Source organism: Flavobacterium sp. 38, from assembly GCF_057799715.1.
The window spans coordinates 119,577-145,690 of the sequence record NZ_JBYNWZ010000007.1; the positions used below are offsets into that span (position 1 = coordinate 119,577).

12 protein-coding genes are annotated in these 26,114 nt (G+C 36.6%); all 12 read left to right on the plus strand.

Going from position 1 to position 26,114, the window contains the following annotated elements; all coding sequences use genetic code 11:
* Positions 1-280 precede the first annotated feature (280 nt).
* Positions 281-2,629, plus strand: coding sequence for a DUF5703 domain-containing protein (locus tag AC3E9W_RS17230; protein WP_488769306.1), 2,349 nt, complete (start codon positions 281-283; stop codon positions 2,627-2,629).
* Entirely contained in the window at positions 2,622-5,072 is a 2,451-nt protein-coding gene (locus tag AC3E9W_RS17235) for a pectate lyase family protein (RefSeq protein ID WP_488769307.1), read from the plus strand. The genes AC3E9W_RS17230 and AC3E9W_RS17235 overlap by 8 nt, the downstream gene beginning before the upstream one ends.
* Before the next feature lie 128 nt (positions 5,073-5,200).
* Positions 5,201-7,222, plus strand: a complete 2,022-nt coding sequence (locus AC3E9W_RS17240) for an aceric acid hydrolase (RefSeq protein ID WP_488769308.1) — start codon at positions 5,201-5,203, stop codon at positions 7,220-7,222.
* Between the two features lie 313 nt (positions 7,223-7,535).
* Positions 7,536-8,519 (plus strand): pectinesterase family protein, encoded by a 984-nt coding sequence (locus tag AC3E9W_RS17245; protein WP_488769309.1) that lies wholly within the window; start codon positions 7,536-7,538, stop codon positions 8,517-8,519.
* A 740-nt stretch (positions 8,520-9,259) separates the two neighbouring features.
* The gene (locus AC3E9W_RS17250) at positions 9,260-12,604 is read left to right on the plus strand and encodes a SusC/RagA family TonB-linked outer membrane protein (protein WP_488769310.1); all 3,345 of its coding nucleotides are present in this window, start codon (positions 9,260-9,262) and stop codon (positions 12,602-12,604) included.
* A 19-nt stretch (positions 12,605-12,623) separates the two neighbouring features.
* Positions 12,624-14,618, plus strand: a complete 1,995-nt coding sequence (locus tag AC3E9W_RS17255) for a RagB/SusD family nutrient uptake outer membrane protein (protein WP_488769311.1) — start codon at positions 12,624-12,626, stop codon at positions 14,616-14,618.
* A gap of 101 nt (positions 14,619-14,719) precedes the next feature.
* Entirely contained in the window at positions 14,720-16,435 is a 1,716-nt protein-coding gene (locus tag AC3E9W_RS17260; protein WP_488769312.1) for a polysaccharide lyase, read from the plus strand.
* A 121-nt stretch (positions 16,436-16,556) separates the two neighbouring features.
* Positions 16,557-17,243, plus strand: coding sequence for a DUF3826 domain-containing protein (locus tag AC3E9W_RS17265; RefSeq protein ID WP_488769313.1), 687 nt, complete (start codon positions 16,557-16,559; stop codon positions 17,241-17,243).
* A gap of 116 nt (positions 17,244-17,359) precedes the next feature.
* Positions 17,360-19,066 (plus strand): polysaccharide lyase, encoded by a 1,707-nt coding sequence (locus tag AC3E9W_RS17270; protein WP_488769314.1) that lies wholly within the window; start codon positions 17,360-17,362, stop codon positions 19,064-19,066.
* Positions 19,067-19,532: 466 nt separating this feature from the next.
* A complete protein-coding gene (locus AC3E9W_RS17275) occupies positions 19,533-22,616 on the plus strand; it encodes a DUF6298 domain-containing protein (RefSeq protein ID WP_488769315.1) in 3,084 nt (1,027 codons plus the stop codon).
* A 261-nt stretch (positions 22,617-22,877) separates the two neighbouring features.
* Complete coding sequence (locus tag AC3E9W_RS17280) at positions 22,878-24,278, plus strand: glycoside hydrolase family 140 protein (protein WP_488769316.1); 1,401 nt, start codon at positions 22,878-22,880, stop codon at positions 24,276-24,278.
* 230 nt (positions 24,279-24,508) lie between these two features.
* The gene (locus tag AC3E9W_RS17285) at positions 24,509-26,074 is read left to right on the plus strand and encodes a glycoside hydrolase family 28 protein (protein WP_488769317.1); all 1,566 of its coding nucleotides are present in this window, start codon (positions 24,509-24,511) and stop codon (positions 26,072-26,074) included.
* The last annotated feature ends 40 nt before the right edge of the window (positions 26,075-26,114 follow it).

Genomic DNA, 26,114 nt, shown 5'->3' on the forward strand with positions numbered 1-26,114 from the left:
AGCTTTGTGTTTGGATTGTGTTTTAAGGAAATATAAGTTATGAGTTATGAGTTATGAGTTTTGCGCCTAGTTTGTCAATTTCGACGAAGGAGACTCGAGCGATAGCGAATAGGCGAAGCAAATCTCCGCAAGAAGCTCTACAAAGATTGAATTACATCTCCCGCAGATTTAGGAGATTTTGCAGATTAAATAAAATCAGCTAAATCTGCCAAATCTGCGAGAGAAAAACAAAAAAATAAATACCTACAAGGTTTTGAAAACCTTGCAGGAAACGTAAAAAATGAAAAATTTAATACTTCTATTTTCTCTTTTCGCCACGCTTTGTATCAAAGCGCAAATCCCTGTGCTTGATACTTACAATCAGGTTTGGACTACTCAGAGTCAGAATTCATCAGAATCTATGCCTTTGGGAGGTGGAGATATTGGTATGAATGTCTGGGTAGAGAAAGGCGATTTGTATTTTTATTTTTCACGAAGTGGGACTTTTGATGAACATAATACTTTATTGAAATTAGGTCGTGTAAAAATTACTTTAAGTCCAAATCCGTTTGAAGGGAAAGACGGTTTTCGTCAGGAATTGAAACTCAGAGACGGCTACGTTTTGGTTGGGCAGAATGATACCAAAATCAAACTTTGGGTGGATGTTTTTAAACCGATTATTCATGTTGATTTAGAAAGTAAAAATCCTTTGAAAATGACGGCTTCTTATGAAAGCTGGCGTTATCAGAACCATCATTCGAAAGGAAAAGAAAACAATGCCAATTCTTATAAATGGGCACCTCAGGGTGATTTAATCATTTTTAAAGATTCAATTGCTTTTGAAAATAACGGACTTAAATTCTATCACAGAAACCGTGAACAGACCGTTTTTGATGTTGCCGTAAAACAGCAGAAAATGGAATCGGTTAAAGAGGAAATGATGAACCCGATTGCGAATCTGACTTTCGGTGGATTTATGAAAGGTGACAACTTAAAACCAAACGGAACCTATCTTGGAAAATATCAGGATACCGATTTTAAAGGTTTTAATTTGACGAGCATAAAAGCTTCCAAAAAACATTCATTAGAAATTTATTTAAACACCAGTCAATCTGATTTTTCAACTTGGAATAATGGTTTGAAAAGTTTGATTTCATCAACTAAAAATACAAATAAACAAGCCGAGAAAAACACCATAAAATGGTGGAATAATTTCTGGAACCGCAGTTTTATTTTTACGCAGAAAAACCAATCGGCCGCTAAAGATTCGGTTTATCAGATTGGACAGAATTATCAGTTGTTTCGATACATGCTCGGGTGTAATGCGTACGGAAAATATCCAACAAAATTCAACGGCGGACTTTTTACGGTTGATCCTGTTTACACGAATAAGGATCTGAATTTCACACCCGATTTTAGAAATTGGGGCGGAGGAACGATGACGGCTCAAAACCAGCGATTGGTTTATTTTCCGATGGTAAAAAGCGGTGATTTTGATATGATGAAATCACAATTGGATTATTATTTAACGATTCAGAAAAATGCCGAATTACGCAGTAAAGTGTATTGGAAGCACAACGGCGCTTCTTTCACAGAACAATTAGAAAATTTCGGGCTTCCAAATCCAGCTGAATACGAATGGAAACGTCCCGCAGATTACGATCCGGGAATGGAATACAATGCGTGGCTGGAATACGAATGGGACACGGTTTTGGAATTCTGCCAAATGATGCTACAGCAGAAAGAATATGCAGGAGAAGATATTCAGAAATACAATCAATTCATCATTAGCTGTCTTCGATTTTTCGATGAACATTATCAATATTTAGCCAAACAAAGAGGCAGAAAAGCTTTGGACGGAAACGGAAAATTAATTCTTTATCCGGGTTCGGGGGCTGAAACCTATAAGATGACAAATAACTCGAACAGTACGATTTCGGCTTTGCAAGTAATTACAGAACAGCTTTTAAACCTTTCAGAAAAAGAGCTGTCAAAAGAAGAAGTCGATTATCTAAAAGGATTTCAAAACAGAATTCCGCCTTTGAATTTCGGAGCAATTGACAATCATAAAGTTTTAGTTCCTGCCAAAACTTGGGAAAGAGTAAATAATACAGAGGTTACGCAATTGTATCCAGTTTATCCGTGGGAAATTTACGGGGTTGGAAAACCAGATTTAGAAACGGCTTTGAATACTTGGAAATATGATGCTGATGCGATAAAATTTAGAAGTCATGTAGGTTGGAAACAGGACAATATATTTTCTGCAAGATTAGGTTTGACTGAAGAGGCTGCAAGGTATAATACTTTAAAAATGGCGAATTCAGAAAGAAGATTCCCAGCATTTTGGGGACCGGGATTTGACTGGGTTCCAGATCATAATTGGGGAGGCTCGGGAATGATAGGCATGCAGGAAATGTTATTGCAGGAAGCAGACGGGAAAATCTATCTTTTTCCGGCATGGCCAAAAGAGTGGAATGTTCATTTTAAATTGCACGCAAAAGAAAATACAACTATTGAAGTTGAATTGATTAACGGAGAAATCAAGGCTTTGAAAGTAATTCCAGAAGAAAGAAAAAAAGACATTATAAATCTGTTGGGTTTTTCGACAGAAGAAAAAACTAAACTAACTATTACCACCAAAAATGATTAAAAAAATATTAAGTGCGACAGTTTTGTCAATGCTTTTGGCAACAAACATGCAAGGGCAAAGCGCAGATAAACAAGTTATAAAAGTCGATTTTGACTTTTTCCAAAGAAGATTAGAAGAAGTTCATGATCCAAGTTATGAAGCTTGGGTAATCAATGAAAACAAAGAAGACCAGAAGACTTTTAACGGAGTAACTTTTCAATTAAAAGGAAACTTTACTTCTAAGTGGTACAAAGTCGGAATGAGCGCTCCTCATTACAATAAATTAGGAAGCGACGGATTGATTACGGCTGAAAATTTAGAATTAAAAATAAGCGGTTTAACAGCTGGAAAACATACACTTTTGACGTTTCATAATGCGTTTGATATCATTACAGGAAAAACTTTTTCTCCGATAAAAATCTTTGTAAACGGTAAACTTCAAGAAACGGTAAATGCCAGTCAGAGAGCGAATGCAAAAGTTGATGCTTCAATGGCTTACATCACTTTCAATGCCGAAAAAGGAAAGGATGTAATTGTTCGTTTTGAAATTGATCCAACAACCAATCCTGATATTGTAAAACAAATCGTAATCAACGGTTTTGAACTGGATACGCCAAACTTGATGAATCAGGCTCGTTCGCCAGAACCAAAAAACAGAGACGAACATGTTGAAGTAACCAAAAATGTGATTTTAAAATGGGAGTCTTCAAAAAATGGTTCAGCTCATAAATTGTATTTTGGTTTGGATAAAGATGCTGTTGCCAATGCAACCGAATCTTCTAAAGAATTTAAAGGAAAATTAGTAGATAATAATTATTCAGTTTCTGATTTGTACAGCGGTTCAACCTATTATTGGAGAGTGGATGAAGTGGATAATAAGGGTCAGGAAACTTTAGGAAATATATGGTCGTTTAAACCTGCTCAACTGGCTTTTCCGGGAGCGGAAGGTTACGGGCGTTATGCTGTTGGCGGACGTGGCGGAAAAGTAATCGAAGTAACGAATTTAAATGATGACGGTCCAGGAAGTTTACGCGAAGCGGTGAATCAGGAAATCGGGCCAAGAACGATTATTTTTAATGTTTCGGGAAATATTAAACTGGCTTCAAGATTGGTCGTAAATCAGCCGTATATTACGATTGCAGGACAAACGGCTCCGGGAGAAGGAATTACAGTTACCAGAGCACCGATCGGATTGACAGGAAACGACGGAGTTATTCGCTTTTTGAAAGTGAGAATCGGAGGAGGAAAAACTTTTGACGGAATGGGATTGACGGGTGCCGATTACAGTATTATCGATCATTGTTCGATTAGTTGGACGATTGATGAATCGTTTAGTTCACGTGGTGCGCATCATATTACGTTGCAACGTACTTTAATTTCTGAGGCTTTAAATGTGGCTGGACACGATAAATACGAAGCTGGAAAAATGCACGGATATGCGGCTACAATTGGCGGTGATATCGGAAGTTTTCACCATAATTTATTGGCGCACAATCAGGGAAGAAACTGGAGTATCGGCGGTGGTTTAAGCGGTGACGGATTTTATACAGGAAGATTGGATATTAGAAATAATGTCGTTTACAACTGGGGAAAACGTGCGACAGATGGCGGTGCGAATGAGGTGAATTTCGTTAATAACTATTACAAACCAGGCGCTTCAACTGGAATTTTTGTTGCTTTGAATGCACAGCATGAAGGTGTTGGAAAAGGAATGCAACGCTATTTCTTTGACGGAAACGTTATGCCGGGTTATTTCGACGAAAAAACGCAGGAGAAAGGAAGAAAAATGACGATTACCAATAAAGAAATGGTAGAATACGAAACGTTTGTAAATAAGCCATTTTTTGATTCTTTCGTGCAAACGCAATCGGCAAATGGAGCTTATAAAAATGTTCTTTCGGATGTTGGAGCCAATCAGCCGTTTTTTGACAAACACGATAACCGAATTATCGAGGAAACTAAAAAAGGAACTTTTACTTATAAAGGAAGCAAAAGCGGTTTAGGCGGAATGATTGATAATGAGGTAGATGCAGGAGGTTGGCCAAACTTTCCGTCAGAAACTCGTCCGACAGATTGGGATACCGATCACGATGGACTGCCAAACTGGTGGGAAAAAGCTTTTGGTTTAAATGAAAATTCACCAGCGGGAAATTTCTCAGATACGAATTCAGATATCGATAAAGACGGATTTACACAATTGGATAATTATTTAGATTGGTTGGCTCAGCCTCATTATTTTATCGATGTAAAAGATAAAAAGGTTTTAACAGTTGCAGATTATTTCAAAGGTTATGATAAGAAACCAGTTTATGCTTTCTCTGAAGTTAAGAACGGAAAAGTGAGTTTGAAAGGAAAAGAAATTCAGTTCACTGCTTCAGATAAAGGTTTTGCGTCATTCGTTATCACAGTAAAAGATACAGATGGAGATTCAATGAGCCGAACGATCAATTTCTTTGTAAAATAATTTAAACCATATAAGTCATATAAGAAATTTTAAGTTTTGCTTAAATGAGCTTATATAGTCTGGCTTAATTAGATAATGTTTAGTTTAAATGAACTTATATGACTTATATGGTTCAAAACAATTATAAAATGAAAAATTTATTAAATGTTTCCCTGAGTTTATTTTTTGCTAGTGCAGGAGTAATGGCACAGAACAAAGGTTTGGTAGCAAATTCACAAAGCCCGTACTCAAAATTACAAAGCGTTGGACTTCAAGACGTAAAATGGACTAACGGATTCTGGAAAGAACAGTTTGATGTGGAAACTAAAAATACGCTTCCGTATATGTGGGATTTGTATCATAGTGAAACTTCGCATGCTTATAAAAACTTCGAAATTGCGGCAGGATTAAGCAAAGGAACTTTCAAAGGGCCTTCGTTTCATGATGGTGATTTTTATAAGATTTTTGAAGGAATGGCAGCAACATACGCCATTACAAAAGACAAAAAACTCGATGCTGAAATGGATAAGGCGATTGCGCTTTTCGCGAAAGTACAGCGCAAAGACGGTTATATTCACACGCCCGTTTTAATTGATGAACGCTGGGGAACTTTAGGTCCAGAGGAAGTAAAAAAACAGTTGGGTTTTGAGAAATACAATATGGGACATTTAATGACTGCAGCTTGTATTCACTACCGTGCTACAGGAAAAGAAAATTTTCTGATTATCGCTAAAGGCGTTGCTGATTTCTTGTATGATTTTTACAAAAAAGCTTCGCCTGAATTAGCGCGAAATGCCATTTGTCCGTCGCATTATATGGGAATTGTCGAAATGTATCGTACAACCAAAAATCCTAAGTATCTGGAATTAGCCAATAATCTAATAGACATTAAAGGAACAACAAGTGACGGAACTGATGATAATCAGGACAGAGTTCCATTTAGACAGCAGACTACGGCGATGGGACACGCTGTAAGAGCGAATTATTTATACGCAGGAGTGGCCGATTTATATGCTGAAACGGGAGAAAAGAAATTGTTAGACAATCTGGAATCCATTTGGGATGATGTAACGTATCGTAAAATGTATATTACTGGAGGATGCGGTTCATTATATGACGGCGTTTCGCCAGACGGAACTTCATATGACCCAACTGTGGTGCAGAAAATTCATCAGGCATACGGAAGACCTTTTCAATTGCCAAATGCAACGGCTCATACTGAAACCTGTGCCAATATTGGAAACGTTTTATGGAACTGGAGAATGCTTCAGATTACGGGAGATGCTAAATATGCCGATATTGTAGAATTAACTTTATACAATAGCGTACTTTCAGGAATGGATTTAGAAGGAGAAAAATTCTTGTATAATAATCCATTGAATGTTTCTTTAGATCTGCCTTTTCACCAAAGATGGGGAAATGTGCGTGAAGGTTATATTGCGTTGTCGAATTGTTGTGCGCCAAACGTAACAAGAACAATTGCCGAAGTTGGAAATTATGCTTACAATCTTTCAAAAGAAGGTTTGTATGTTAATTTATACGGAAGCAACACTTTGAATACGAAATCGTTAAACGGAGAAGCTTTAGAAATTGAACAAGTGACGAATTATCCGTGGGATGGAAAAATCACTTTGAAAATCGTAAAAGCGCCAAAAGATTTACAGGCTTTCTTTTTAAGAATTCCGGGCTGGAGCCAAAATGCTGAAGTTTTGGTTAATAATTCAAAAGTTTCAGATAAAATTGTTTCGGGAACTTATTTGAAATTAAATCAAAAATGGAAAAAAGGAGATCTTATTGAATTGAATCTTCCAATGCCAGTTGAATTAATGGAAGCAAATCCGTTAGTAGAGGAAGTTAAAAATCAGGTAGCTGTAAAAAGAGGGCCTTTGGTATATTGTTTAGAATCAGATCAGTTGCCGGCGAAAACAAGCGTAAACTATGTGGCTTTAAAACTGAATTCGAAATTTACAACGAACAGTTTTACATTAAACAACAGAAATTTAGTGAGCATTGAAGCTGAAGCGGTAATTAATCCAAATAATTCTTGGAATAAGACTTTATACAAACCTCTTTCTTCTAAAGATGCTGTTTCTGTTCCTGTAAAATTGGTTCCCTATTTTGCATGGGGAAATAAAGGGCAGGGAGAAATGACGGTTTGGATGTCGCACTAGTTTGCTAGGACGCGGATTTTACGGATTCGCTATCGCGAAAACGCAGATTAAAACGGATTTTAATCATGTATTTTGTCATTTCGACGAAGGAGAAATCTTCACAAGTAGCTCGGCAAGATTTACCACAAAGATTGTCCTCCTGAGCGGAGTCGAAGGACACACAAGTAGCTCCTCACAGTGAATCGCTAATCTTTGTAGATATGCACTGCAGTCCATCTACGCCATGTGTCAAACATTGTGGTTACGTTGCGTTAGACGCACTGCGGTGCGTCTCTACAGATAAACTTTATCTAAAACCTTAAACTGAAAATTTATGAAATACATTCTAACTTTATTTCTATTAACACTTTCTCTATCAGCTCAAACGCTTGATAATAAATTGACATTAACCGTTGCACAAGACGGTTCGGGTGATTTTAAAACGATTCAGGAAGCGGTGAATAATGTGAAAGACAATTCAGAGAAACGTGTTGTCATTACGATAAAACCTGGAGTTTATAAAGAAAAGTTAGAAATTCCAGTTTCTAAAACATTCATTACTTTAAAAGGAACTGACAGAGATAAAACCATTATTTCATTTGATGATTATTCAGGAAAGCCGCTTCGCGAGAAAGATCCGTCAGGAAAAACCGCTTTTGGAACGGGAACTTCGTATTCGTTTCAAATTAAAGCGAACGATTGTACGCTAGAAAATCTTACGGTTGAAAATACAGCAGGCAGAGTAGGACAGGCGGTGGCGCTTCATATTAAAGGGGATCGCGTTATTGTAAAAAACTGTAATCTTCTTGGGAATCAGGATACACTGTATTTATCAGAAGAAAAAACGCGCATTTATTTTGAGAACTGTTTCATCAACGGAACAACCGATTTTATATTCGGCGCAGCTACGGCTTATTTTTATAAATGTACTATAGAAAGTTTGACAAATTCTTATATCACAGCTGCCTCAACTCCGCAAGGTCAGGCGTATGGTTATGTTTTTGTAGATTGTAAACTTACTGCTAAAGACAAATCGGTAGATCAAGTATTTTTGGGAAGACCGTGGCGACCTTATGCTCAAACGGTTTTTATTAATACAGATTTGGGTTCGCATATTATTCCCGAAGGTTGGAACGCTTGGATTGATACCCGCTTTCCAGACAAAGATAAAACGGCGTATTATGCAGAATTCGGAAGTAAAGGCGAGAGTGCTAAAAACGTTTCTCAAAGAGTTGCATGGTCACATCAGCTTAAGAAAGAAGATATAGCAAAATATAATAGGGATTTAGTTTTAAATGGATGGAATCCAAAAAAATGACAATACAACGATTTATTTAGTTGGCGATTCGAGAGTTGCTGACTATTGTAAAACAATCAAGAGCATATATTTTTAAAACGAAATAAGTAAGCCCGCTAATCATAGGATTTAGCGGGCTTTTTTTATTTGTTTTTTGACATAAAAATTTTCAAAAAAAGCTATTTACAATTTGTTGGTCAGAATTTACGTTTAAAAATCTTATCTTTTATTAAAAAAATATTAAGGTTTTTTTTGGAGTGTCCTGCAGGTGTCCTGTTGGTCTTTTTGTAAGTTTTTTAACGTCAAAAAAATATACTCAGAGTATTTATCTCTATCGTTTTCGTAAAAAACGGTATTTTATAAGCTCTTATTTATCAGATGAGATAGTATTAAGTTTTGCAGAATATATACTATATGTTTATTTTTGATATAAATCTTATTGTTTTTTAGTCAAAATAGGTTTCTAAATTTTGTTTTAAGCAAACAATTGTCTTAAATATTTGGGTTCATTTATTTTTTCCATTCGTTTTTTATTAATATTGTTTTTTTTGACTGTTTTTTTTTGAAATAACATGATTAAAACAGGATAGAGCAGGACGGTTCTAATATGTCATCGTCATATTTTTGGAATATTAAAATAAATGTGTTTTAAACATTTAATAAAATTAATTTAAGATTCCATTAAGAAAAATTTTGTTAATAGATAGGCACATTAAACATGACTAACTAACAATTAATAACCTAACCAAAAAAAAACATTTATGAAACAAGCACTTATAAAAAGATGTAGCTTTCTTTTGTTTGCACTGATGAGTGTATTGAGTTATGCTCAAAACTCAGGTAATCAAGTTACGGTAACAGGAGCTGTTACTGATAATGTATCAGGCCTTCTTCCTGGTGTAAATGTAACTGAGAAATCTACAAAGAATACGGTTACAACAGATTTCAATGGTAAGTATCAAATTAAAGTAAAACCGGGAGCTACTTTAGTGTTTTCATTTATCGGAATGAAAAAATTAGAAATTCCAGTTAACGGACGTGCAATTGTAGATGCTAAATTATCTGAAGATTCTAATGTATTGGATGATATTGTAGTAGTTGCATACGGTTCTCAGAAAAAGAATAATGTTACTGGAGCTATTGTATCTTTAAAACCAGACGATATTCAAGATTTACCTGTGTCAAATTTAGCAGAATCTTTGAGAGGTTTGACTCCAGGTTTAAATGTTGAAGGTGGTGCTGGCCGTCCTGGAGATGGAGCAACACTTGCAATTCGTCAAACTTTTGGATTCTCAAAAGATGGTAATTCATCTATTCCATTGGTAGTTATTGATGATATGGTTCAAGTTGATCCTCAAAACGGTAAACCTACTTTAGAGACTTTTAACCAATTGGATCCTTCAGAAATTGAAAGCATGACTGTTTTAAAAGACGGTTCTGCGGCGATTTACGGATCTAGAGCTTCACAAGGAGCTATTATCGTAAAGACTAAAAGAGGAAAAGCTGGAAAACCAAAGTTTACTTATTATAGTCAATACTCTTTCAATGATGCGGTAAGTCATGGTAAAACTATGAGCGCTTATGAGCATGGAATTTGGAAAAACAGATTTTTAAATTCAAATTTAGATCCTGTTACTTCTAAATATTTTTCTCCTGCAGAGCTTGAGCAAATGAAAAGTCTGGATTATGACTGGCTTAAAAAAGCTTGGAAACCAGCTACACAACAAAGACAATCTCTTTCTGCAAGTGGAGGAACTGAAAAAGCTACTTATTTTGCAGGTATCACGTACTTTGATCAAGGTCCTAACTTAGGAGAGCAAGATTATAAAAAATGGAATTTCAGAACAGGAACTAATATCAAAATCTCTCAAGATTTAGAATTCTCTGCTTCCGTTTCTGCTATTACAACAGATGTTGTTAAATCATATACTAAATCTTCGGCAAACTTAAACGATAGCAGTTTTGGTTCTGCAGCTGGAGGTGAACAAGCAGATTATGCTTATTTATTGCACATGCCAAAGTATGTTCCTTGGGAAACTACAATAGGTGATCAAACGTATTGGATGTCTCCGTTTCCACGTACAGATCGTAACTTAGGAAGTGCAAATGCTAACACTACAATCGCAGGATGGAACTATTTTGCAGCTCTAGATGCTGGAAAACAAACTGAAGAGCAATTTTCATATAATGTGAATTTGTCTTTGGAATATAAATTGCCATTTTTGAAAGGATTGAGTGTAAAAGGAAGTTTTGCAAGAAGCCAATCAAGCAGTTATACAGAGCAGTTTCAATTGCCTTATGATTTACTTAGAATTGTCAATCATGAGAAACAAGATAATCACCTCTTAAATCCAAATTCAGAGTTTGCCAATGGTGGTAAACCAGAAACGAATGTTCGTGGTTCAAGAGCTTATTATACTACAGATTTGGATAAATTGATGCAGGCTAACTTTTTTGCATCATACGCAAGAACGTTTGGGAATCATAATATATCTGCAATGTTCGGTTATGAGCAATCAGAAGCATGGAACAAGCGTGTTCGTTTAGCTTACGAAGGAACATCAAAAGACTTTTTAGGAAATAGTACTACTGCTGGGCCTATTAGTACAAACTCTGAAGCTGTAAAAGTAGAGTCTGGAACACAATCTTACTTAGGACGTTTAAACTATAACTTTAAAGACAAATATCTTGTGGAGTTTATCTTTAGAAGTGATGCTTCTACTAAGTTTGCACCAGAAAATTATTGGGGCTTTTTCCCAGGTGCTCAATTAGGATGGGTAGTATCTAGAGAAGATTGGTTTACTGATAATGTTTCTTGGATCAATAATTTGAAATTACGCTACTCAATTGGTAAAACAGGAAAAGACAATATTGATTACTGGAGATGGCTACAATTTTATGAGCCGATTGCTGACAAAGGAGCACAATTTGGTGGAAATGGTGGTCTTTTAGGAGGAGGAATTACACCACGTCCAAATCCAAATCAAAATGTACATTGGGATAAAACAATCAAAAATAATATTGGTATTGATGTAGCTTTCCTTAAAAATAGATTATCACTTTCAGTAGATTACTACTATGATAAAACAACAGATGCCTTAATTGGATTGGCTGCAGAAGCAGGTACTCCGATTACAGTAGGAGGTGGTTTTGCAGAGGTTAATTATGCTGCGATAGATAGCTGGGGAACTGAATTTGCTATAAACTGGAATGATAAAATTAAAGAAAACTTTAGTTATAATGTTGGGATAAACTTCGCGTTTAATGATAATGAGGTGAAACAATACCCTACGCTTCCAAGACCAAATGCAAACATGAATGTAACAGAAGTCGGTTCTTCTACATTTTTCCCACAATGGGGATTCAAAACTTGGAAAGGCACTTCAACAGGAGATGGTATTTTAAGAACAGACGAGGATATTGCTAATTACTGGAATTATTTAACAGAAAGAGCTACAGCAGTAGGTGGAGTTCCAAATTACTTGACTATCAACAATGTAACTCAAATGAGAAAAGGTATGTTAGCATATGAAGATACAGCGGGTGTTTATGATGCAACATCAAAAACTCAGGCTGGAGCAGACGGTAGAATTATGGCAAATGAAGATTATGTTAAACTGGCAAAAAACAACAGAACGTACGGTTTTACAAGTAATTTAGGATTCAAATACAAATCTGTTTATTTTAGAACACAGATTCAAACATCTTGGGGAGGTTACAGATCTATTGACTTAGTAAAACAAGGTGTAGGATCTGCTCACAACGACTGGTCTCACGAATCTTTCTGGACAGATATGTATGATGCTACTGATAATCCTAATGGTAAATATCCTAATATGGCACAAGAAAGTGCTCTTGTACCATCAGATTTCTGGCAATTGGATACTTTTAGATGTGTAATTAGAAATATGACTTTCGGATTTGAACTTCCAAAAGAAGCAATGAAACAATTAAATATTCAAAAAGCTACTTTAGGTATTACAGGTAATAACCTTTGGGACTTATATAATCCTTATCCAAATCATTATAGAAATATGTATGATGATTCAGTTTCAAGATATCCAACTCTTAGAACTTGGTCACTTAATTTGAATGTATCATTCTAATTTTAATTAAAACACAATTATGAAAGCAAAATTTTGTACATATATAGCAATGACTCTTTTAATGATATTAGGAGTTTCATGCAGTGATGACTTTTTGGAAGACAAAAAGCAATATAAGTATTATGACGCAGAGTTCTTTAAAAGTGAAGAACGTGTAAATTGGTACGTAAATAACTTATATTTTGATTTTTACGATGCTTATAAAGCGCCTACAGCTACACTTGTTGGATCATTTACAACTACTCAAACTTCTTATACGGAAGAAGTAGGCGGTATCTCTGCAATGATTAATCCAAATATAACTTTGGAAAATGCCGCTGATGGATCAGGTTATTTTGGAAAAACATTAGTTGAAAACCCTTCTAATGATCCTTACAATAGAATTAGAGACATTAATGTGATGTTGGAAAGAATTGATGTTGACGGAGCTAATTTGCCTCAAACATTTCGTGATCAGATAAAAGGGCAAATGTATTATTTACGTGCTACTCAATATTTTGATTTAATGCGTACTTACGGTGGTGTTCCAATTGTTACAACAGTTCAGACTCCATCTAAAGATGATCCTTCAATCAAAATACCGAGAGCTACAGTAACGGAATTAGTGAATCAAATTACAGGAGATTTTGATTTAGCTGCAAGTTTATTGCCAGGCAAATGGCCAGCTAGTGATTATGGGCGTTTTACAAAAGGAGCAGCGATGGCTCAAAAAGCACGTGTTTTGTTAACGTACGCAAGTCCATTATTCAATAAAAACTGGGATTCATCTACAGAACGTTGGGATGCTGCTTTAGCGGCTGGACTAGCAGCTGAAACAGAATTAACTTCTCAAGGACACGGTTTATACGGATCAACTGCTAGAGATTGGGAAAGAATGTTTTATGTTAATGACAACGCATTCATTTCAGAAGCTATTGTAGTTAAACTTTTAGCGAGCAGTACTACAGTTACACCTTCTTTGCAATCAAATAACTCTTGGGAAAGATCAATCCGTTTAGCGAGCCAAGGCGGACAAGGAAGTGGAGGAGTTGACGCTCCAAAAAGCATGATTGACTTATTTCCTATGGCTAACGGAAAAAGACCGACTGCTGCAAATAGTTATGATCCATTCTTATTTTTTAGAGATCGTGACCCACGTTTTTACAGAACATTTGGTTTCTCAGGAAGTTATTGGCCTTACAACAATAGTTTGGCGACAGCAGCGGTACCTACTGTTTGGGCATATCGTTGGAGTACAACTTCAACTGCTTTCGGTTTCAGTATGGGTAACGATGTAGCAAGTCCTGCTTTCATTCGTAAAATGTCAAGCCCTACTGTAAGTAATGCTTCAAACTTCCAGATTTCTGGAACAGATATTTTTGAATATCGTTTTGCAGAGTTAGTATTAAACATTGCAGAATGTTATGCTGCAAAAGGAGATATTGGAAATGCTACTACTTATCTAGGAAGAATTCGTAAACGTGTTGGAATTGCTGCTACAGATAATTACGGAATTGGTACATTGGGAGATAAATATGCTGCTCTTGAAGCTTGTCTATACGAGCGTAGAGTAGAGCTAGCTTATGAAGGAAAACGTTTTTGGGATATTCAAAGATGGATGCTTTACAGTGATGATGCTTCAATTAACGACCAAACAAATGCTAAACTGGGGATTCCAGTAATAAACGGAACTCAGCGTGTTGGAAACTATTTACATTATAAAAATGGAACTAGTGCTGCTAACACAGATCCTTTAGCTTCTCAACGTGCTTCTATTTCTGTTGATCCAGATGCTGCAAACTTCCAAACTCAAATTAATGCATTGGCGACTTTTTATACTAATAATTTTGAGTTACGTTCTCCTCCAACACCAATGGATCAAGTAGGTAACGTTGCCACTCCTATTTCTTGGAGATCAAATTATTACATTATGGGTCTTAATCAGACTGCTCTGGTTGCTAATCCTTGGTTGACACAAACTATCGGATGGAAAGATGGTAATGGAGCAGCTGGAACATACAATTACCAAGAATAAATTTCGACTATTAAACAAAAAACATACAAAGCTTTTCACCTGTATTCGTCAAAAGATACAGGTGATTTGTTTAAAAAGAATTACCACAATTAAAAATTAACATGAAAAATTCCGCATTATTTATCGCATCATCGCTGCTTTTTTTAGGAAGTGCAAAATGTTTTGCCCAATATCCTAAAATTAGTCCAGAAGTTCAAGCGCAGGAAAAAGCAATTAAAGAAAAAGCTCAAAGACTTTCTGATGAAGCTTGGACGAAAGCTTTAGTTGTTATTGAAGAAGAAGCAAAACATGGAAAACCATATATTCCATGGGCTGCAAGACCAACCGATTTACCGCAGGCAAGTATTCCTGCTTTTCCAGGAGCTGAAGGAGGAGGAATGTATTCTTTTGGAGGTCGTGGTGGAAATGTCTACACTGTAACAAGTCTTGACGATCGTGGACCTGGAACTTTGCGTGAAGCTTGCGAAAAAGGCGGAGCGAGAATAATAGTTTTTAATGTTGCAGGAATTATCAAATTAAAAAGCCCATTAATTATCCGTGCACCTTACGTTACAATTGCAGGACAAACTGCTCCTGGAGATGGAATTTGTGTGGCAGGAGAATCGATTTGGGTAGATACGCATGATGTAGTAATTAGACATATGCGTTTCCGTAGAGGAGAAACTTTTGTTGGAAGAAGAGATGATGCAATCGGAGGGAATCCAGTTGGAAACATCATCATCGACCACGTTTCTGCAACTTGGGGATTAGATGAAAACATGTCTTTTTACAGACACATGTATAACGATGGAACACCAAATTCTGCGGATAAAAAATTACCAACTGTAAATGTTACGATCCAAAATAGTTTGTTTGCAGAAGGTTTAGATACGTATAACCACGCTTTTGGAAGTACCTTAGGAGGAGAAAATTGCTCATTCTTAAGAAATATGTGGTCTAGCAATACAGGTAGAAATCCATCAATTGGATGGAACGGAATTTTCAATTTCGTAAACAACGTTGTGTTTAACTGGGTAAATCGTTCTATTGATGGAGGAGATTATACAGCAAAATACAACATTATCAATAACTACTTTAAGCCAGGACCAGCTACCAATAAAAATGAGCCAATCAGCTACAGAATCTTGAAACCTGAAGCAGGAAGAAGCAAATTGGATTACATGGAGTTTGGAAGAGCTTATGTAAATGGAAACGTAGTTGAAGGAAACGAAAAAGTTTCTAAAGATAACTGGGATGGTGGAGTGCAAATGGAAACTAAGAAAGGGGAATTAATGACTTTTGAAGAAGCATCAGCATATTATCCAAAAATGAGAGTTAATGAGCCAATGCCAATGCCGTGGTTTGACAAAATTATGACCGCTCAGGAAACTTATGATTATGTACTTAAAAATGCAGGAGCAACATTACCGCTTAGAGATAAAGTTGACGAAAGAATCGTAAGAACGGTAAAAACTGGAGTTCCAGAATATGCAAAAGGTTTAGAGAAAAAGACTTTCTATCAGTTCGAACACAGACGTCTTCCAATGGATTCTTATAAGCTAGGAATCATTACAGATATTTCTCAAGTTGGAGGATATCCAGAATACAAAGGAAAACCTTATGTAGATACAGACAAAGACGGAATTCCAGATGCTTGGGAGAAAAAATACGGTTTAAATCCGAACGATCCATCAGATGCGCAAGGAGATTTAAATGGTGACGGATATGCTAATATCGAAGATTATATCAACGGTGTAAATCCAGCGATAAAAGTAAACTGGAAAGATTTAGCGAATAACAAAGAAACTTTGGTAAGACCTTTGTTAGACTTAAAATAAGAGTTTATAAGTTTATTAAACAAATTTCTCGCAAAGTCGCAAAGACGCAAAGGTATTTTTTCTTAAGTTTTATATAAAAACTTTGCGTCTTTGCGACTTTGCGAGATTAAAAAAAATAAAGATGATGTCAATAAAAAAAATAAATATCAGCTTACTATCGCTTCTTTTCGCATTTTCAAGCTTAAATGCACAACAGCATTTAGATCCAGAATATGTTAAAGTTACCAACGAAAGAGCAGCTAAAATCGTTGCGAAATTAGATTTGAAAAACGAAGCTAAAGAAAAAGCTGTTTCAAATATAATCGCACAGCAATTTAGAGATTTAACTGAAATCCAAGACGGAAGAGATGCTGAAATCAAAAAAGTAAAAGAAGATACTTCTTTAGCGAAAGAAAAACAAAACGAAAAAATTGATAAGCTGAAAGCAAAAGCAGACGAATCAATTGCAAAACTGCATAAATCTTACATCAAAAAATTAAGTAAAGAATTATCAGAAGACAAAATCACAGAAGTAAAAGACGGAATGACTTATGGCGTGCTTCCAATCACGGTTGCAGGTTATAACGACATGCTTCCGAATTTAACTGCTGAGCAGAAAGACTATATCTACAAAGCTTTGGTAGAAGCTAGAGAACACGCCATGGACGCTGGTTCTTCTAAAGAAAAACACGGCTGGTTTGGTAAATACAAAGGAAGAATCAACAACTATTTATCCAAACAAGGTTACGATCTAAATAAAGAAAGTAAAGACTGGCACGAGCGCGTTGAAGCAAGAGAGAAAGCGAAGAAAGAAGGCCAAAAAGAATAGTCCTTAGTCCTTAGATTTTAGTCCATAGTCAATTTATTAGCTAAAAACTAAGGACTAACCACTAGGGACTAATTACTAAAAAAACTAAGGACTAACCAACTAACTACTAAGGACTAATGAAAAATATTTCTCCAAACCGTACTCTAAAAAAAGCATTACTCGCATTATCATTTTGTTCACTCGTTTCTTCGGCTTATGCCCAATATCCCGTAATTCCAAAAGATGTTCAAGCAAAAGCAGACGCTGTTTTAGCTGATGAAGAAAAAAGACTAGCCGAAATTTGGAATGCTAATTATCACATTATTAAAGAAGAAGCAAAACAAGGAAAACCATATTTACCTTGGGCTTCTTATCCAAAAGATTTTGTACAGGCCGATATTCCAGCTTTTCCTGGTGCTGAAGGAGGAGGAGCTTATACACAAGGCGGACGTGGCGGAAAAATATTTGTAGTGACTAGTTTAGCGGATAGCGGAAAAGGAACTTTTCGTGAGGCCTGTGAAGCTGTTGGAGCGAGAACAATCGTTTTTAATGTTTCAGGAATAATTAAACTCGAAAAAAGAATCAGCATGCGTGCGCCTTATGTAACGATTGCAGGACAAACAGCTCCAGGTGACGGAATCTGTATTGCAGGAGAAACATTAGAAATTGACACACACGACGTTATTATCAGACACATGCGTTTCAGACGTGGTGCAACTGAGGTAACCAGAAGAGACGATGCTTTAGGCGGAAACCCAATGGGTAATATTATTATTGATCACTGTTCTGTAAGCTGGGGATTAGACGAAAATATTTCATTGTACAGACATCAGTTTGCTGCAAATGAAAAATCAAAATTAGAGAAATTGCCAGCGTGCAATATCACGATTCAAAACACGATTTCGGCAGAAGGTTTAGATACTTATAATCACGCGTTTGGAAGTACAATCGGCGGATTAAATAGTACTTTTATGCGTAATCTTTGGGCCGACAACATTTCTAGAAATGCTTCTATCGGAATGTATGGCGACTTTAATTTTGTGAATAACGTAGTATTTAATTGGTGGAATCGTACTTTGGACGGAGGCGATTATCGTTCGATGTTAAACATCATCAACAATTATTTTAAACCAGGACCAATTACGCCAGTAAATGAGCCTATTTCGCATAGAATTGTAAAACCAGAATCAGGTTATATTCAGCCAAAACAATACGGAAGAGCTTACGTTTCAGGTAACTTTATCGTAGGATCTCCAGAAGTTACGGCAGACAATTGGAATGGCGGAGTGCAATTGGAAAACCTTCCAGAAGCAGAAACTAAAGAATTTTTAGCAGCCATCAAACAGCCAAAACCATTCTCAATGCCTTCATTTAAAATCATGAGCGCAGAAGAAGCTTATGATTTTGTTTTAACGAATGTGGGAGCGACAATTCCGAAAAGAGATGCTGTCGATGAAAGAGTTCTGAAACAAGTTCGCACTGGAAAAATCGAAGTGAAAGACGGTTTAGAAAATGCGATTGGAAAAGAATTTGTAAAAAGAAGACTTCCTGCCGATTCATACAAAAGAGGAATTATTACGCATCCAGATCAAGTTGGCGGATACCCAACTTACAAAGGAAAAGCGTATAAAGATTCGGATAACGACGGAATTCCAGATGCATGGGAAAAGAAATTTGGTTTAAACCCAAATGACGCTTCAGACGCTAATAAAGATTCAAACGGAGATGGTTATACAAACATTGAAAAGTATTTCAACAACATCGATCCAAACCAAAAAGTAGATTGGACGAAATTGGAGAATAATACAGATACATTGGCTAAAGTAAAATCTTTGGTTCAATAGTTTCAAGATACGTAAACCTAACAGGTTTTTAAAACCTGTCAGGTTTAATAAAGAAAAGGATCACATAAAGTAAAGTATAGTTTGTCAGGCTGAGCGGAGTCGAAGCCCCGCAAAGTTTTTCTACAAAGATTGACGATTTAGATTGCGTGGGCTTCGACTCCGCTCAGCCTGACAAAACGGAACGGAAATATTTTTATGAAAATAATTGCCCTAGCCCCGATAGAAGTGGAAATCCTTTTGTTTTTTTCTTTAAAAAACAAAAGATTGGAACGGATAGCGGGATTAGCTCCAGAAAAAAAAGATTTGGTTCCATCATAGAAATCGAAATGACAAAAATTACGGAATTACTTAACTTTAGAAAATCTAAAATCTAAATTCAGAAATCTAAAATTATTCAAAAGTGAATTTCACTAAACAAAATATAATCCCTTGCTTCAAAAACACATTAGTAATAATGTGTTTTGCTATGTCAATAAGTACCACAGCCCAAACTGCTTTCCCAGATATTGTAAAAACCAAAGAAGGAAAACTTACCTTCACGACAGACAATCAAGGAAATCAAATTGTGGATTTTTCTTTTGCGGGCTATATGGCATCAGAAAAAGCAATTCCGAATCTGGAGAACAAGATTTTTGTTTCGAAGCAGGAAGAAGACGCCACACAGAAAATTCAAAATGCGATAGATTATGTAAGCGGTTTAAAACCAGATAAAAAAGGCTTTCGCGGAGCTGTTTTGTTAGACAAAGGAACTTTCAAAGTAAGCGGCACTTTATACATCAGAAAATCGGGAGTTGTACTTCGCGGAAGCGGAAACACCGAAAACGGAACCGTACTTCTAGGAACAGGTTTAGAAAGGGAAGCATTGATTAGAATTTTGGGTGTAAACGATAAAGTGTATAAAGATACTTTCGAATTTAACAATGCTTACACTCCGCTTGGAACTCAGAAAATCCAATTAAAAAGCACATCAAAATTAAAAGTTGGAGACGAAATCGAAATCAGCAAACCTTTAACGGATAATTTCATTAAAGAAGTAAACATGCAGGACTTCGGAGGAGAAACTTCATGGATTGGCTGGAAAAAAGGAGACTGGATTACAACTTGGAATCGCGTTGTTACTAAAATCAACGGAAACGAAGTAACGATAAGTGCTCCAATAACGATGTCTTTAGACGATGTTTTTGGAACTTCAAAAGTTACCGTTTATTCATGGGCAGGAAGAATTGAGCATATCGGCGTTGAAAATATGCTGATAAAATCGACTTTTAATGCTTCAAATTTAAAAGATGAAGAACACAGATGGCAGGCAATTAGTATAGAAAATACTAGAAATGCTTGGGTAAAGCAAGTGAATTTCAAACATTTTGCAGGCGGAGCAGTTACGATTTTAAAAACAAGTCAGCAGATTACGGTTGAAGATTGTATTGCGACAGAGCCTGTTTCTGAAATCGCTTCATTCAGAAGACATACTTTTTATACAGAAGGTCAGCAGACCCTTTTCCAGCGTTGTTATTCCGAATTTGGCTATCATGATTTTGCCGTGGGCGGATTTGGTACAACGGGTCCAAATGCTTTCGTGCAGTGCGAATCGCATCTTCCGTTTGATAACAGCGGAGCGATTGGAAGTTGGGCAACTGGAGTTTTATTCGACATTGCCAATATCGACGGAAAAGCATTAAGCTACAACAACAGAGAACAGGCAGGAAGAGGCGCAGGATGGACAGCAGCAAATTCTGTTATCTGGGAATCATCGGCTTCAAAAGTAGAATGTTACAGTCCGCCAACAGCACAAAACTGGGCTTTTGGAGTTTGGGGACAATTTGGAGGAAACGGTCACTGGAAAGACGTAAACGGACATATCAGTCCGAGAAGTTTATTTTACACGCAATTAGAAAACAGATTAGGAAAATTACCTTCACCAGCATTTATTTATGATTTAGGATCAGAACCTTCTTCAAGTCCAACAATCGAAGTAGCGCAGGAACTGACTAAAAACTCAGCAACAACAGCGAAAAGTTTACCAGAATGGATTGCAGAAGTTTCGAAACAAAACCCAATAGACACAAACAATTCGAAACTTAAAAATGCTAACGATTTAAAAGTTGCTTCAGAAAATAAAGCTAAAACGTCAACTTCAAAAGTGGTTGTGGAAAACGGTTTGTTGACTTTTGAAGGAAAATTAATTGCAGGAAAAGAAACCAATGTAGCATGGTGGAGAGGAGATCTTACGGATGATTTCGTAAAAAAATCGACACCGCATTTAACCCGTTTTGTACCGGGGAGAACAGGAAACGGACTGACAGATAAAGTTCAGGAAACGGTAGATTATTTGACAAAAAATAACATCGTTGCCCTAGAACACAATTATGGATTATGGTACGAGCGCCGTATGGACGATCACGAACGCGTACGTCGATTTGATGCCGATGTTTGGCCTCCGTTTTACGAACAGCCTTTCGCGAGAAGCGGACAGGATTTGGCTTGGGATCATTTAAGTAAATACGATTTAACGAAATTCAACGATTGGTACTGGAACCGTTTAGCGCAGTTTGCAACATTGTCAGAACCAAACGGACAATTGTTAATCAATCAGCAATATTTTCAGCACAATATTTTAGAGGCTGGAGCGCATTGGGCAAGTTCGCCTTGGCGTTCGGCAAACAATATTAATAATTCAGGATTTCCAGAGCCGCCGCCGTACGCAGGAGACAAACGTATTTTTATGGCGGAACAGTTTTACGATATTACGAATGAGCAAAGAAGAAAATTGCACGAAGGTTTCATTAGAAAATCATTCGAAAACTTTCAAGAAAACAGCAACGTAATTCAGTTAACAAGTGCCGAATATACAGGTCCGCTTCACTTTATGGAATTCTGGATCGACCAGGCTCAAAAATGGAAAGATGAAACGGGTAAAAAAGGCTTAATTGGATTGAGTGCTACGAAAGATGTTCAGGACGCTATTTTAAATGATGCTAAAAGAAACAAAACCGTTGATGTAATAGACATCAGATATTGGTATTACAAAGAAGACGGTTCAGCTTACGCGCCACAAGGAGGTGTGAATTTAGCACCAAGACAGCACGCCAGAAAAATGAAAACGGGAAAAGAAACCGACAATCAGGTGTATCGCGCCGTTAGAGAATACCGCGAAAAATATCCTGAAAAAGTAGTTTTATATTCAACAGACGGTTCGTCAAGATTTGGCTGGCCGGCTTTAATGGCGGGAGCTTCATTGCCTAACATTCCAAAAATCGAACTGCCTCAGTTTTATGCCGCTTTAAGCGAAATGAAATTGGTTGACGGAAATACGTTTTCAGACAATCTTTGGAAATTAGAAAACAAAGGAAAAAGCTATTTATTTTATCTGAAAAACGACCAGGATATTACAATCGATTTATCAAACGAAAAAGGAACATTTGAAGTATTCGCAATCAATGCTTCAACAGGAGATACAACCAAAAAAGCCAACATCAGCGGAGGAAAAAAAATCACAATCCCTCAAGCCGAGATAAAAGAAAAAGTGCTTTTTGTAGTGAAAAAAAGTTAGCCACGAATTACACGAATTGGCACGAATTTTATTAAAAAATAATCTGCTCATTCTGCCAAATCTGCGAGAGTAAATATTTTTCACGCAGATTTAAAAAGATCAAAGCAGATGATCTAACAGATTTAAAAATTTAATCTGCGCAGATCAGCTAAAATCAGCAAAATCTGCGTGAAACATTAAAGACATAGCAAAGAAGAAATTCGAGAAATTAGTGTAATTCGTGGCAAAAAAAATAAGAACACAATTCAAAAACAACCCAAAATGAATCTGAAAATTAAATCCTTATACGCCCTTTGCATTCCCTTTATGCTCACAGCACAAAGCGGATTCTCGCAAGCCAAAACAAAAGGAGCACTGCCTCAAATCAAAGTATCTAAAAATCAGCATTATTTTGTAACTGAAAACGAAAAACCATTTTTCTGGCTAGGCGATACAGGCTGGCTCGCATTCGGAAAACTGGACAGAGCAGGAGTAGAGAAATATTTCAAAGACAGAAAAGACAAAGGATTCAATGTCGTTCAGGTCATGGTTTTGCATAATATTAATGCGGTAAATGTTTACGGCGATCCAGCATTAATAAACGAAGATGTTTCAAAACCATTGATCACGGCAGGAAATGATTTTAAAGATGCAAAACAATACGATTATTGGGATCACGTAGATTATACTTTAGACGTGGCTCAGAAAAACGGAATTTACGTTGCAATGGTTCCGGTTTGGGGAACTAACGTTTCAAAAGGAAACAAAGTAAGCAAAGAGCAGGCAACAGAATACGCTCAATTCTTAGCTAATAGATATAAAAACAGAACAAACGTAATCTGGTTAAACGGCGGTGACACACACGGAAACGAATTTCAGGATATCTGGAATGCCATCGGAAACACTTTAAAAACCAACAATCCAGAACAGTTAGTGACTTTCCATCCGTTCGGAAGAACCGATTCATCAGAGAATTTTCATAATGCAAAATGGCTTGATTTCAATATGTTTCAGTCCGGACACAGAAGATATGATCAGGATTCTAGTAAAACAAATTTCAAAGAAGACAATTACAAATTCGTTCTTAGAGATTTCGAGTTAAAACCAACAAAACCAACATTAGACGGCGAGCCATCTTACGAAAATATTCCACATGGTCTCCACGATACTTTGCAACCTAAATGGACAGCAAGCGACGTACGCCGTTACGGATATTGGTCGGTTTTATCTGGAGGAGCAGGTTACACGTACGGACATAACGCCGTAATGCAAATGTTCAGAAAAGGCGACAAACCAGCTTATGGAAATAAAGAATTATGGACATCAGCTATCAATGCGCCAGGAGCCAAACAAATGGTTTACATTAAAAAGCTGATGGAAGAATTTCCGTTTTTAGAAGGAACTCCAGATGTTTCATTAGTAGTTAACCAAGGAGAAAAATACGATTATATTCCGGCAATAAGAGGAGAAAAGTATGCATTATTATACACTTACAACGGAAGAATAATAGAAGTAAAACTAGGCAAAATTTCCGGAGATAAATTCGAAGCAACTTGGTACAATCCAAGAAACGGTAAGAAAACAAAAATCGGAACATTTGACAATAAAGGAACTCAAAACTTCCAGCCAGCAGGAAAAAAAGAAGATGGCAATGACTGGGTTTTGATTTTAACCTCAAAGTAACCATATAGATTGGTCATTGCGAGGAACGAAGCAACCTCACTACCATAAAAATGCAAAGTTTTATTTTGTAAATGTGGTTGCTTCGTTCCTCGCAATGACAAAAAATAAGAATAAAATATTTCACGCAGATTTTGCAGATTTTAGCTGATCTGCACAGATTAAATTTTAAAAATCTGCTCGATTTGCTTTAATCTTTTTAAATCTGCGTGAAATCAAAAAACAATACAACAATGAAAAACATACTAATCATACTCTGCTTCATAACCAGCCTAACAACCTTCGCACAAGATGGCTGGATAAACATCCTAAAAGAAGGCGGAAACAACAAAGGTCAAAAATGCACTCAAGCCATCCAAAACGCAATCGAAAAAGCATCTAAAAACGGCGGAGGAACCATCTTCTTCCCTGCTGGGGAATACCTAACAGGAGCTTTAACCTTAAAAAGCAACATCACAATTCACTTAGATTCTGGAGCAGTTTTAAAGTTTTCAGAAAATTTTGATGACTATCTTCCGTACGTTGAAATGCGTTACGAAGGAATTGTAATGAAATCTTTCCAGCCTTTATTTTATGCAAAAGATCAGCAAAACATCACGATCAAAGGAAGAGGCATAATCGACGGACAAGGAAAAGCATGGTGGAACGAAGTCTACAGAATTGAATCTGCAAAAGAACCGCTTCCTCCAACCAAATACCAAACCATGTGGGAAGAGCAAAACAAAGGCCTATACACCGAACCATATTACAAAAGAACCGTTGACAAGAAATTCTTCAGACCATCATTCTTTCAGGCTTACAACTGTAAAAATATTTTGATCGAAGGCGTGACGTTCCAAAATTCACCATTCTGGACAATCAATCCAGAATTTTGCGATAATGTAACCGTAACTGGAATCTCGATTTTTAATCCGCATTCTCCAAATACTGACGGGATTAATCCTTCTTCTTGTACCAATGTGCATATTTCAAACTGTCATATCAGCGTTGGAGACGACTGTATTACAATCAAATCGGGAAGAGACGGCGACGGACGTAAATACGGAAAAGCGACAGAAAATGTTACCATTACAAACTGCACTATGTTAAGCGGTCACGGCGGAGTAGTAATCGGAAGCGAAATGTCAGGCGGTATCAAAAAAATCACGATTTCAAATTGCGTTTTTGACGGAACAGATCGCGGCATCCGTATCAAATCAGCTCGCGGAAGAGGCGGAGTGGTAGAAGATATTCGCGTCGACAATATCGTCATGAAAAACATCAAAGAAGAAGCCATCGTATTGAGTCTATTCTACGACAAAGGCACTACAGTTGAGCCAGTAACCGAGAAAACGCCAATTTTCAGAAACATTCACATGAGCAACATCACGGCCTCAAACGTAAACAAAGCCGGACAGATTTTAGGAATTACCGAAATGCCGATTCAAAACATTACTTTCTCTAACATCAACATGGATGGGAAAGAAGGTTTTACGGTAAGCACGGCAACAGATGTAGAATTTCATGATGTAAAAGTAAATGCAACAGTCGGTTCATCTTTCAAAATATCCAATTCAAAAAATGTTATTTTAGACAACGTTGGTTCGTCAACAGCTATAAAAGGAGTTCCAGTTATTAAACTAGACAACGTTTCAAATACATTGATCAACAACAATTTTCCATTCAATGAAACCGATATTTTTATCGAAGCCGATGGAAAAGAAACCAAAAATGTTTTCCTGAAAAACAATGTTTTGAATAATGTGAAAACAGCGGTTAAAAAAGGAAAAGATTTAGATAAAAAAGCGATTATAGAATAACACGTTCGCGCTCCTGCAAGGTTTTCGAAACCTTGTAGGT